The organism is Bacillus sp. BC05(2025), assembly GCF_056725905.1.
Map to the genome: position 1 here is coordinate 74,391 of NZ_JBWYRA010000001.1, position 13,025 is coordinate 87,415.

The following is a 13,025-nucleotide window of genomic DNA, read 5'->3' on the forward strand; positions in this document are numbered from 1 at the left end:
GAAAGAAAAGGTAAAGAATTTCTAAAGAATTATAAAGGATTATTAAAACTTGGTTTTTAATGGAAAAAAGTCCAATTTCTTATATGATAAGAAATTGGACTTGAAATTAAGTTGTATTAACATTTATATTGTTGTAGTTTTACAGTGAAAGTGGTTTTTGTATCATCACTATATACTTCAATTGTTCCTTTATGCAATTCGACAATACTTTTTGCAATTGCTAATCCGAGACCAGATCCACCAGTGTTCGTAGAACGAGATTTTTCAACGCGATAAAAACGTTCAAAAATATGAGGTAAATCCGTACTAGGAATAGGTTGGCCGTAATTTGTTATATCTATAGTAATCATATTATTGCTTTCATAGGCTGCAAAATCGATATATTCACCGTCGTTTCCATAAGCGATAGCATTTATAATAAGATTTTCAAACACACGTACTAATTTGTCTCCATCAGCTAATACCATCAGTTTTTGAGATGGGAAAGAAGGGCGACATTCTATATTCGCTTCTTGAAATTGTATTCGAAATTGAACAGTTAATTGTCCAAGAAGTTCTACAATATCAATGGGGACAGAATATAAACTTAACTCTTTATTTTGAACACGTGTATATTCAAACAAGTCATTCATTAATGCATTAAGACGGGTTACTTTATCGTAAATGACTTGTATATAATGGCGTAATTCCACTTCATCTCTATAATTATCATGGTGGATTAAATTCACGTATCCAACTATTGAGGTAAGAGGAGTACGTAAATCATGCGATACATTTGTAATTAGCTCACTTTTTGCTTGTTCTGCCTGTCTTTCTTCATCAATCGAGACTTTCAATTGTTCAACAATGTGATTAACTCCGCTTGCTAACTCTTCTAAATGATTATGGTTTACGATAGAAACTTTATGATTGAAGTTTCCATTTGCAATATAACGAATTTCCTCTATCATTTTTTTAATACAAGCTTCATAGTAAAGCTTTCTTTCATGACGGTAAAAAATGTATAGGTAAGATGAGAAAATCGAAAATAAAAATAAATAAGAGATGATCATCATCCAAAGAGATTCCTTTATTCCTTTATATTTTTCATAACCAAAAATTCTAATGAATTCTTTGCCAAGTTCACTTAATGTAAGTGAACTTTCAATTACACTTGTAACGAGGCGATATATAATTAATTCAGTAATAGGGGTAAGTGTGATAGCTAACATGAACCAAAAAATTAACTTCCATTTTGGGATATCTTTTAATATATCAAATGCTTCATTTCTCAATTTTATAGCCTACTCCCCAAACAGTATGAATAAACTTCTCTCCATTCATTCCTGTTTCAAGTTTATCCCGTAAATTACTAATGTGAACCATTACAGTTTTATTTGAACCATAACCATCTTCATTCCAAACGCGTTCAAAAATTTCTTCGGAACTAAATACTCTTCCGGTATTACTCGCAAGTAAATATAAAATATCAAATTCAATAGATGTAAGTTTAATGTATTCTCCATTGACTTTAACAGTATGATTATGTTTGTGTATTTCAGCAGAACGAATACGGATAATACCATCTTCATTTTTGGAGGAAGTGGCATTTTGGAAAGATGATCTTCGTAACAAAGCTTTTACTCTAGCTACTAATTCTAATGGATTGAAGGGCTTAATCATATAATCATCTGCACCTGTCATAAGACCTAATATTTTATCCATATCTTCTGCCTTTGCACTCAACATAAGAATAGGTACAGTATTATTCTCACGAACCTCTTGGCAAACTTCTAATCCGTTTCGTTTTGGCATCATAATATCCAAAATCATAAGGTCAACTTCATATGTAGAAATCATTTGCAATGCTTCATCACCATCGTATGCTTTATAAATGTTATAGCCTTCATTTCGCAAATAAACAGCAAGTAATTCAACAATTTCTTTATCATCATCAATAATTAATATGTTTTTATTCATTATGTAGTTCCTTTCCTTACAAATCATTAACATTACTATAATATCAAACATTTATGTATTTTGTAGCAATGATTCCACATAAAATTTCATGTAACGTATAAAAAAGGGATTAAAACATTCTTAACGAATACAAATAAAAAGGATATTTAAATACAACATTATACTGAAAATTAGGAAGAAGGGGACATACGATGTTATATAAGGATATATATTCATTTACTCCAACTGGAAAAATTGAAAATGATATAAAAGCTTTTCTATTAAAATACAATAAAGAAGTTACATATAAACATTCAATTCGAGTGGCAAAGGAGTCTCGTAAAATCGCGGTTATGTATCATGTAAATGGGGAAAAGGCAGCGATTGCAGGATATTTACATGATATTAGTGCAATCTTTCCGAATGAAGATCGGATTGCAGTTGCTGAGCAATTTGGAATAGCGATATTACAAGAAGAACGAGAATTTCCAATGATTATTCATCAAAAGTTATCGAAAGTAATTGCAAAAGAGATATTTAAAGTGGATGATGAAGAAGTTTTGAATGCAATTTGCTGCCATACTACACTACGTAAACATGCAACGAAAATGGATTTAGTGTTATTTGTTGCTGATAAAATAGAATGGGATCAAAATGGAGCGCCACCATATTTAGCAGAAGTTAAAAAAGGATTAGAAAAATCTTTAGAACATGCTGCTTTTGCATATATTTCATATTTGTGGGATAGAAAAGATAAGTTGAAAGTTTTACATCCTTGGCTAGAAGAATCATATTGGCAGTTAAAAGAAATTGTAGAGTAGAAAGGGTATAAGAGTGCAATTAAAAGAATATATGAATCAAACATTTCCTGGGGTTACATTAGTACCACCTATATACTTTCAATGGGAAAATCATTTGCATTTTCATTTTAGGAAAGAGAAATGTCCAAATGTCGAAAGAACCGATGATGTAAATATGGAATACTTCACTCAACTTTATACATATAATAAATACTTATTTGAAGATATATTTTCAAAAGAAGATGGAGTGTTTTTAGTAACAAATGTTTATCGATTTAAAAAGGAAAATGTGAAAAAACCGCAGAAAATAAATGTATACAATAGTTTTATTAAAAAGAGGGATTTAAATTTCAAGTTAAGACAAGAAGCATTACCTTTTTTATTTGAAGATGAAGAAGCTGATTTATATTGTACATACCAATTTTTGTTAAAATGTTTTGCTAGCGATATAAAGTATAAACAGCTTATTCAAGCTGCAAATCATGAAGATTTTCCGGGCCTTTATCCTCGTTTTGGACGGAATAAAAGAAATTTTTTATCCTTTTCGGCAAGAAGACTCCATCTGATTTGTGTTACGGGTGAAACCCAACAAATCAGATGGAGATGAATTGCCGTCAGTCAATAAGGCTGAACTTTTTTGTTTCTTTTTGTCTTACGATACAATCTACCCTTAAATAAGGAGGGAATAGATCGTAAGAAAACGAAATTGAATAATGATAATCATAATCATTCGGTTACTTGAGCCAAAAGGAATTACGATGAAGACTATATTCACATTTTGTTCCGTTTCGTTTCAAATATTATCTTAGGAAAGAAATAATTTTAATGAACTCTCTGAGAAAGGTGGTGAAAACAATGGTTAAAAAGAAAGCAGTGAAAGTATTACGGAAACAAAAGAAAAGAGAAAACATGCAACGATTCACGCAGAAACAAAATATCGGACGAGCTTGTCTTACCGCAAAAGAATTTCGCTTACTGCAACGCATGTCACATAGTTCAAAAGCGTTGCGAAATGTTGGATTGTATACGATGAAACAAAGTTACCTGAATAATAACAGGATGGCTACTGTAAAAGAAGTGGACACTGCCATGCAAGCCGATATGAACTACTGGGGCATGCAATCAAACTCTGTTCAAGCCATTCGTAGAGCCTTGTATGCAGAAGTAAAGAGCTTTTTTAAAGCCTTGGAACAGTGGAAGAAACATCCTGAGAAGTTTACAGGTCGCCCTAAGTTTCCGAATTATTCTCGTTCCACTGACAAACGAATCATTGAAATCTATCAAGTTCCAAAAGTGGATGAGAACGGGTTTTGGATGATTCCGATGAGTGTTGCATTCAGGCAAAAATTCGGTTCCATTAAAATACGTATGCCGAAAAACTTACGACATAAAAAAATCTCCTACATTGAGATTGTACCGAAGCAAAAAGGTCGGTTCTTTGAGGTGCATTACACATATGAGATGCACGTTTCTCAAATGAAGAAATCACCCACGACTACGAGTAACGCTTTGAGTTGCGATTTAGGTGTAGATAGATTAGTAAGTTGCGTAACGAATACAGGTGATACTTTCTTAATTGATGGAAAAAAACTAAAATCTATTAATCAGTACTTCAACAAAATGATACGTAATCTCCAGCAGAAAAATATTGAAAACGAAATTTCAAAACGAGTTGTAACGAATAGAATGGCTGCACTTTGGCATAACCGAGAACGACAAATAAATGGTTACATTTCACAAACGGTAGGTCTGGTGTTCAAAAAAGTGAAAGCATTTGGCATAGACACGGTTGTAGTAGGATATAACGCTGGTTGGAAACAAAAATCTGATATGGGGAAAAAGAATAATCAAAAATTTGTTCAAATCCCATTTCATAAACTGATTGCAGCAATTGAGAATAAATGCAAAAAAGAAGGCATCCGATTTTTGAAACAAGAAGAAAGCTATACCTCTAAAGCTAGTTTTCTTGATAAAGATTTGGTTCCAGTTTGGACGAAGGATGATAAGACGTATTATCGCTTTAGTGGCAAACGAATAACTCGTGGTCTGTACCAAAGTAAAGCAGGAACATGTATCCATGCTGATATTAATGGTGCGCTGAATACCTTGAAAAAATCAAAAGTTGTAGAATTGGAGGAAAGTCTGAAAGTGAAAACGCCGATTCTATTAGAAGTGCAAAAACGTAAGGCTGTTGCTTCACGCATAGCTTAGTGGGTGCGTCAACCATCCATGTGTACTCGACTTGTCGGGGCTTGTAGTACACGCCGGAGTCATCTGAGTGGTGGCTTCTTTCATAAGGAAGAACTGCTCTTTTTCGAAAGGGTGGTGCAAGTGGGAAAACAATCTTTCGTTGCCAGTACCAACCAAAAACATACTTGGGGTGTTACCGTAAGGTGGCATGAATGCTAGAGCGTCAAACTGTCTAGCGATAGACGAAAAGACCTAGCGTTCGAACTCAAGCCCCCACTGAAACGATTCATTTCAGTGGGGGTAGTTGACCCAGATGTATTTCTTATTAATGCAACAAAAGATATTATCATGTTTATTTATGATGATAGAGGATGTGAAGTAATTGCGAAGAATAAAGAAACAATACGAAATTTATATGAGAAATATAAAGAGTGGATTCCAGATTATGAACGAGAAAGTATAGATAAAGTATTTACATGATAACAATAGGGGAAGTGAAGCGTGTTATGAAACGTATTGCAATCGTATCTGCATGGGAACCAGAACTCACGTATTTACATCAATATTATCCAAGTGAACGCATTGAAAAAAGAGCAGCTTGGGAATTTCATTTTCATACTATAAATGATCTGGAAATTATTTCAGTTATAACTGGTGTTGGTAAGGTAAGCTGTGCTAGTTGTGTACAATTATTAATTAGCGAGTTTCAGCCTGATGAGTTGTTTATGACAGGGATATGCGGAAGCTTATCAAATAAGGTGAAAAATGGACATATTGTAGTAGCCCTTAATGCAATACAACACGACGTTACTGCCGCTGGTTCAGGGGAAGATGCTTTTAATTTATATAATGGTAGAACAGCACCTATTGAAACAACAAAGTCACTTGTAAGAAGAATAAAAAAGGTACGATCTTATGATCCGATTCATTTTGGTACATTTTTATCTGGAGATCAACGTATCCGTAGTTCTGAAATGAGATATTTACTCCATACTGTATATGGAGCATTAGCGGTTGATCAAGAAGTGGCAGCTTTTGCTTATGTGTGTCAAATCAATAACAAACCTTTTCTCAGTTTAAAAGCTGCATCAGATCAAGCGAATGATAAAACGAAAGAGGAACAAAAAATCTTTAAAATGTTAGCGTGTGAACGAGCGTGTGAGCATTTAATTGCTTTTTTACGTGTATATGAGATTACTGTAGTAAATAATAGATAGTAAGAGGGGTTAATATTGGAAAGTACAAATAAAATAGCTATTCTGGGTGCAAACGGAAAAGCCGGGAAATTCCTTGTAAAAGAAGCGCTAGATAAGGGGTATCAAGTAAAAATATTAACAAGAAATTCTAATAATATCAAAATAACAAATGAAAATTTAGAGATTATTAATGGAGATGCACGTGATTTTGCTTCAATACGGGAATTACTTAAAGGGTGTCGAGCTGTAATTAATGCAGTAGGTCAACCAAAAAATGAATCTTATATTTTTAGCACAGTAACGAAGCATATTTTAGAAGCAATGAAGGAGTTTGAAATAAAAAGATATATTGTAATTTCCGGAGGTTCTTTAAATGTTACAGAAGATCAAAAGGGAATTGTAAATAAAATAGGGGCTACCTTATTTAAAGTTTTTTTATCAAAAATGATGCAAGATAAATATAAAGAATTACAAATTATCCAAAGTAGTGAAGTAGATTGGACAATTGTTAGATTACCATTTGTTATAGAAGGGAAGGGCATTGGAAATATAAATGAGAGTTTAGTTGATATGCCAGGAATCAAAATACAAAATGGCGATATTGCACCATTTGTTATAAAACAAATTAATAGTGACAGATATGTAGGGAAGTGCCCGTTTATTTCAAATTAAATGGTAGAATTAAAAATTAAAGAATGATGGGTAGAGTAGAAGTAGTACATTTTATGTATTTGAATGTTAAGTTTAACACGAGTAAGTGGGGGATAATTTTATATGATTCAATACAAAAGATGCAGTGAACTAAGTATAGATTTAGTATATGAAGCTTTTAGAGATGGCTTTTCAGATTACATTATTAAAATGGAAGTTTCAAAAGAAGATTTTATAAAAAGATTTTTTGGAGCTGAAGGAAATTCACTAAAACATTCCTTTGTTGTTTTAGACGGTAACAAATCTGTTGGTGTAATACTTGGCGGGATAAAGGATTACGAAAACATAAAAACAATGCGCTGTGGAACATTAGCTGTTCATCCTAATTACCGTGGTATGGGTGTGAGTCAAAAGTTATTTGAACTGCATAAAGAAGAGGCGCTTCAAAATGAGTGTAAGCAGCTTTTTCTTGAAGTCATTGTAGGCAATGACCGAGCAATTCATTTTTATACGAAAATAGGCTATGAAAAAGTGTATGATCTATCTTATTATCATTTAAAAGATTTGACTAAAATAATAACTAAAGACTGTAACGGAATTGAAGTAAAACAATTAGAATTTCCAGCTTTCAAAGTTGCAATTCAGAAATGGTTACACTTCCATATAAATTGGCAAAATGATATGGATTATATCGAAAAAACAAATAATACATTTTACGGGGCATATGTCGATAATGATTTAAAGGGTTCTATATGTGTGAATGAGCAAGGTAAAATTAGTTTTCTTTTTGTAGACAAAGACTATAGAAATCAAGGTATTGGATCAAGATTATTACAAGTGGCAAGAGAAAACTTAAATGTATCAAGTTTATCAATTGGGTTTCCAAACAACAATTTATTAGAAGGATTTTTAAAGAAAACTGGATTTGAAAAGAATTCATTAGCACAATATGAAATGTATGTATTGCTGTAAAAAAGTGGAAGGAGTTATTCTTTCGCTTTTTATTTTTGTACTATATTGATATTTTACTTTGTATAATATTCTATTTTTTTGTAGAATAGATAGGATAGGAGGGGATGAAATGAATAATGGATTAAAAGTTAAGATTTTTGAATTGCATTGTTTCGTTCAAAAGACTTATTCTGATATTAAAATAGCATGTGATATAGCTATTTATCAAGAAAACACTTCTAAATATTTAATTTCATTAGGATTTCTAAATAAATCATATATGACTTATTTAGAAGCAAAAAGATTTTATCGTGAAAATGAAGAACTCATAAGTGTAGAATTTGATAATTTCTTTCATACATATGATAAATTAGAACAGGAATTAAAACTAGTTATTTCAACTGAAGATAAAAATCCTTTATTATTACATAGTAGTTTTGATCAGTTTCAGCAGAAAGTTGAAAATATAAATGACCTAATAAAAGTAATGCAAAATGCTCGTTAAAGAATGTTTTTTCTTTTTATATAGAAATTATGCATTAAAAATATATTAGGGATATTACATATTGAAGGGATGACTTTTGTTGGTTACAGAAGTCATCTTTTTATAATACAGTATTGCGTAATGTGTTGTACTTTTTATTTTTCTATTTTTGATAGGAATACATTTAAGCAGTTTCATATTTTAAGAAATTATACGAGGAAAATAACATGAATAATAAAAAAGAAATAGCTATAGTTGCATTAACAACAGGATTAGCTTTAACAACTGTAACACCATATGAAGTGGGTTATGCAGAGGAAAAAGATCAAATGCAAGTTGAAATTCAAGAGGATTCGTTCCGTACAGGTGAACTTACACAACCATCACAAAAGACGCCTGAGAACGTAGTGAAAGATGCACTTAAGGAAAAAACGGAGCATGCTTTGTCTTCAAAACAAGTGAGTGGAGACGAAGGGGTAGACTACGAAGTTATTCAAAAACGTGGTTCTTATGATGGGACTACACTTGTGCGTATGCAACAAGTATATGAAGGTAAAGAAGTATACGGACACCAATTGACTGCTCATGTAGATAAAAAGGGTATTATTAAAAGTGTTTCAGGAGAAAGTGCACAAAATTTAACTCAAGAAAATGTAAAGAATGTAAAAAATTTATCAAAAGAAGAAGCAAAGCAATATATTTATACGAAGTACGGAAACGATGTTAAATTTATTTCTGAACCAGAAGTTAAGGAAGTTATTTTTGTTAATGAAAATAATGGGCAGGCTAGCAATGCATATCAAGTTACATTTGCTGCTGCAACACCAAATTATGTATCTGGAACTTATTTAGTGGATGCTCATAATGGTGATATGTTGAAAAATATGGTGCAAGAGTCAGATTTAAAAGTAAGTAAAGAGCATGTTGAAGCTATTAAGGAGAGTAAAAAAAGTAATTTTAAATCATTAACCGGGACTGGAAAAGATGATTTAGGAATAACTCGTACATTCGGTATTTCTGAACAAAGTAACGGGAAATATGCGCTTGCTGATTACACAAGGGGGCAAGGAATTGAGACGTACGATGTAAATTATAGAGATATTACTTTTGAAGATAAATTTTATCCTGGTATATTAGCAACTAGCACATCAACAACATTTAATGATCCAAAAGCGGTAAGTGCTCATTTCTTAGCAACAAACGTATATGATTTTTATAAAGACAAATATAAGCGTAATAGTTTTGATAATAAGGGGAAAAAAGTAGTTTCAGTTGTACATGCATGGGATTCTGGAGAAACAAATGATCCTAAGAATTGGGCAAATGCATTTAGTGCTAATATTAACAATGTTAGTATGCTTATATATGGTGATCCAATGGTTAGAGCGTTTGACATAGCGGGGCATGAATTTACACATGCGGTTACATCTAGTGAATCTAATCTTGAATTTTTTGGAGAATCAGGAGCAATTAATGAGGCATTATCTGATATTATGGGAACGGCTATTGAGAAATATATAAATAATGGGGAATTTAATTGGACAATAGGAGAACAAAGCGGATCGGTTCTCCGTAATATGAAAAATCCACCTTCAGTCAAATTTTTTGATGGAGTACCGTATCCAGATGATTATAGCAAATACAGTGATTTAAAAGGAGAAGATAATGAGGGGGTCCATTTCAACTCAAGTATTATTAATAAAGTCGCGTATTTAATTGCACAAGGTGGAACTCATAACGGTGTAACTGTAAATGGCATTGGTGAAGATAAAATGTTTGATATTTTCTATTATGCAAATACTGATGAATTGAACATGACATCTAATTTCACTGAATTAAGATTAGCGTGTCTTAAAGTTGCAACGAACAAATATGGTGCGAATTCAATTGAGGTTGAAGCGGTTCAAAAAGCATTTGATGCAGTGAAAATTAAAGGAACCGTGAAAGAAAACGAAAAAACTGAGGCAAATCAAGTCCCAGAGTTAACAGTACCGCCAACAATTACACTACGTGTCGGTGATAAATTTGACCCAATGAGCAATATAAAAGCTATTGATAAAGAAGATGGTGATTTAACAAATCGAGTAGAACATAAAGGTGATGTAGATACTTCTAAACCTGGAAAATACATTGTGGAATACTCTGTCGTTGATTCTCAAGGGAGCAATGTAACGGCTACGCAGACGGTAGTTGTAGAGGGAAATGGAGAAGTATCAGATTTAAACCCTACATTAACAGCGCCTGTTGGAGCGACAATTCATGTAGGAGATTCATTTGATCCAATGGCAAAAGTATTAGCTATTGATAAAGAAGACGGCGATCTTACTTCTAAAGTAAAAGTTGATGGTGGAGTAGATACTTCTAAAGCCGGTACTTACGTATTAACATACAAAGTAACAGATTCTAAAGGGCATGAAGTAACTGCGAAACAAACTGTAACGGTCAAAGTTAGAGAAGAAGTTAAAAATGAAATACCAACACTAAAAGTACCTGCTACAACTACAATTACTGTGGGAGATCAATTCAATCCAATGGCAGGAGTATCAGCTATTGATAAAAAAGACGGTGATTTTACTTCTAAAGTAAAAGTTGATGGTGGAGTAGATACTTCTAAAGCCGGTACTTTTGAAATAATATATAGTGTCACAGATTCTGTAGGTAATGAGGTACATACAATACAAAAAGTAATAGTGAAGGATACAGACACTAGCAAAGCTAAAGGTATTACTAATAACAATAATAACGGTAATATCCAAAACAACAGTAATTCCGATAAAAAAGAATCTACATATAAAGAGCTTCCAAACACGGGTGCCAATACAACTAACAGTGCAACAATGGGCATATGGATGGTTATTGCAGGTATAGTGCTCACTTTAGTTCGCAAATTTAGAAAGATACAAAAATAATAATACGGATTATTTGTTTGAAGAATAGAGTACAAAAATAGTTGTGTATCATGAACTGATTTCATAAAGTTAGTTAGATCATTGCCTAAGGGGATTATTAGAGCTTGAGTTTGATAGTGTCCTTCACTCATTTTTTCTTAATTTATTGTAGAAGGTAGATTAATAGTAAACATAGAATATATTAATAATTAATATATTCTATGTTTACGGGGTGAAAGTAGTGTCTGAAATTAAAGTAGTAGTCGGAGCTGGAGTGTTTAATAATAATCCAGGTTGGATTCAAACGCAAGAAGATGAACTTAACTTACTAGATAAAGCTACGTGGGAAGAAAGATTTGAATACAACTCTATTTCAGCTATTTTAGCTGAGCATGTATGGGAACACCTTACATTTGAAGAAGGTGTAAGAGCAGCAGAAATTTGCTATGAATTTTTAAAGCCAACAGGGCACATTCGGTGCGGCGTTCCTGATGCATTTTTCCGAGATGAGGCGTACCAAAATATAGTTCAAATAGGTGGACCTGGTCCGAAAGATCATCCAGCAGCAAGTCATAAAATCGTTCATAATTATAAAACCTTAACAAAAATGTTTGAAACTGCTGGGTTTGAGGTAGTTTTACTTGAATATTGTGATGAAAATGGTCAGTTTTATTATAATGAATGGGATGCAAACGACGGTGTTATTTTCCGTTCGAAAAGGTATGATTCTAGAAATAAAGGCGATAAACTTGGTTTTCCGTCGTTAATTGTCGATGCGATTAAATGATAAGTCATTCAATAAAAGCAAGAGTTAATACTATAATTTCATGAGTCGCAATTGCGGCTTTTTTTATTGGTATGTAATATGGAAGAGGGTATTTATAATAATTAATACGTCATTAAAGATTTATTTTATATATAAAATCGGTTAAAATAAGGTGAGAACATACATTCTGTGTAGGGGGTAATTAATATAATAGCTGAAATTGAAAAAGTAACTGATGGATATATTGTAAAATTTGAACGCCAATTTCCATATACAATTGAGGAAGTTTGGTCTGTTTTAACGGAAAACAGTAAGCTTAAAAGATGGATGTCTAATTTACAGATTGAATGCCTTAAAACAGGTGGAATAATCAAGTTTGATATGATGGACGGTTCTTTTATAAATATTGATATTTTGGAGTGTCAAGTAAACGCAGTGCTTGAATTTACTTGGGATAAAGATCGTGTCCGATTTGAAATACATAAAGAAGAAAATGGTTCTATTTTACTTCTTAAAGAATTCATTCATGAGTTAACAGATCATACTCCGAAAGATATAGCGGGTTGGCATATTTGTTTAGATCTTTTTTCCTCCGTACTAGAAGGGCAAGAAAAAGAATTTTCTAAAGATGAATGGCAACAGTGGTTTGAAAAATATAAGGATAAGGTTCTTGAATTGAGAGGATAATCAAGTAAGGAATTATATTTATTGTGTAATTATTACATTATAAATATAATTTTTATGAAAAATAAAAGAAAGTAAATCAATTGGATATTGCTAATAACATTAACAAATTAGATACAGTAATTCCATTCCATGTGAAACTTGTAATACAACTGATATTAATGACGAAGGACTAAAAGAGGTTGTTGAGGGCGTGGATGTACAAACATGGTTAAGTGGAAAACTTAATGATGTTGTGGATGAAAGCTTATTAACAATAGCTGTTGCACAAATACCAATTTTTAATCTTATTTGCGAATTGGATAAACGAGGTATGATGACGGTTTATGAATGCCTTGAGAGTAATTAGTAAAATTTTATTAGCTTATGTGTTATTAACATAACTTATAAAAAACGTACATTTTTTATAATGTTTATAATAATGAAGTATGATTATTATAAGGTAATGAAAAAAGATCCAATTTCTTAATGTGAAAA

Annotated in this window: 12 protein-coding genes and 2 pseudogenes; 12 read left to right on the top strand and 2 right to left on the bottom strand. The window is 32.2% G+C overall.

Annotated features, from left to right (window positions below; translation table 11 throughout):
• Positions 1 to 116: 116 nt before the first annotated feature.
• A complete protein-coding gene (locus ACZ76X_RS00375; protein ID WP_479849096.1) occupies positions 117 to 1,274 on the bottom strand; it encodes a sensor histidine kinase in 1,158 nt (385 codons plus the stop codon).
• The gene (locus tag ACZ76X_RS00380) at positions 1,264 to 1,959 is read right to left on the bottom strand and encodes a response regulator transcription factor (protein WP_046959467.1); all 696 of its coding nucleotides are present in this window, start codon (positions 1,957 to 1,959) and stop codon (positions 1,264 to 1,266) included. Before ACZ76X_RS00380 ends, ACZ76X_RS00375 begins: the two co-directional genes overlap by 11 nt.
• A gap of 191 nt (positions 1,960 to 2,150) precedes the next feature.
• On the opposite strand from ACZ76X_RS00380, the gene yqeK reads away from it, so the two are divergent.
• From yqeK to ACZ76X_RS00440, 12 genes and pseudogenes are all read left to right on the top strand, one after another.
• Positions 2,151 to 2,759, top strand: coding sequence for a bis(5'-nucleosyl)-tetraphosphatase (symmetrical) YqeK (gene yqeK, locus ACZ76X_RS00385; protein WP_479849097.1), 609 nt, complete (start codon positions 2,151 to 2,153; stop codon positions 2,757 to 2,759).
• Between the two features lie 13 nt (positions 2,760 to 2,772).
• Positions 2,773 to 3,345, top strand: coding sequence for a DUF3885 domain-containing protein (locus ACZ76X_RS00390; protein WP_479849098.1), 573 nt, complete (start codon positions 2,773 to 2,775; stop codon positions 3,343 to 3,345).
• 248 nt (positions 3,346 to 3,593) lie between these two features.
• On the top strand, positions 3,594 to 4,949 hold the full coding sequence (locus ACZ76X_RS00395) for an RNA-guided endonuclease TnpB family protein (RefSeq protein ID WP_479849099.1): 1,356 nt from the start codon (positions 3,594 to 3,596) through the stop codon (positions 4,947 to 4,949).
• 288 nt (positions 4,950 to 5,237) lie between these two features.
• Positions 5,238 to 5,408, top strand: a pseudogene (locus ACZ76X_RS00400) (DUF3885 domain-containing protein); the annotation flags it as partial.
• Entirely contained in the window at positions 5,408 to 6,145 is a 738-nt protein-coding gene (locus ACZ76X_RS00405) for a phosphorylase family protein (protein ID WP_479849849.1), read from the top strand. The pseudogene ACZ76X_RS00400 and the gene ACZ76X_RS00405, both read left to right, overlap by 1 nt.
• 15 nt (positions 6,146 to 6,160) lie before the next feature.
• A complete protein-coding gene (locus tag ACZ76X_RS00410; RefSeq protein WP_479849100.1) occupies positions 6,161 to 6,796 on the top strand; it encodes an SDR family oxidoreductase in 636 nt (211 codons plus the stop codon).
• A gap of 102 nt (positions 6,797 to 6,898) precedes the next feature.
• Positions 6,899 to 7,747, top strand: a complete 849-nt coding sequence (locus ACZ76X_RS00415) for a GNAT family N-acetyltransferase (protein WP_479849101.1) — start codon at positions 6,899 to 6,901, stop codon at positions 7,745 to 7,747.
• Positions 7,748 to 7,856: 109 nt separating this feature from the next.
• The gene (locus ACZ76X_RS00420) at positions 7,857 to 8,231 is read left to right on the top strand and encodes a hypothetical protein (protein ID WP_070806080.1); all 375 of its coding nucleotides are present in this window, start codon (positions 7,857 to 7,859) and stop codon (positions 8,229 to 8,231) included.
• Positions 8,232 to 8,437: 206 nt separating this feature from the next.
• Positions 8,438 to 11,119: an immunoglobulin-like domain-containing protein gene (locus ACZ76X_RS00425; protein WP_479849102.1), complete on the top strand. Its 2,682-nt coding sequence runs from the start codon at positions 8,438 to 8,440 to the stop codon at positions 11,117 to 11,119.
• A gap of 220 nt (positions 11,120 to 11,339) precedes the next feature.
• Positions 11,340 to 11,885: a class I SAM-dependent methyltransferase gene (locus ACZ76X_RS00430; protein ID WP_479849103.1), complete on the top strand. Its 546-nt coding sequence runs from the start codon at positions 11,340 to 11,342 to the stop codon at positions 11,883 to 11,885.
• Positions 11,886 to 12,071: 186 nt separating this feature from the next.
• Complete coding sequence (locus tag ACZ76X_RS00435; RefSeq protein ID WP_479849850.1) at positions 12,072 to 12,551, top strand: SRPBCC family protein; 480 nt, start codon at positions 12,072 to 12,074, stop codon at positions 12,549 to 12,551.
• 121 nt (positions 12,552 to 12,672) lie between these two features.
• Positions 12,673 to 12,897, top strand: a pseudogene (locus tag ACZ76X_RS00440) (ABC transporter); the annotation flags it as partial.
• Positions 12,898 to 13,025: the final 128 nt, after the last annotated feature.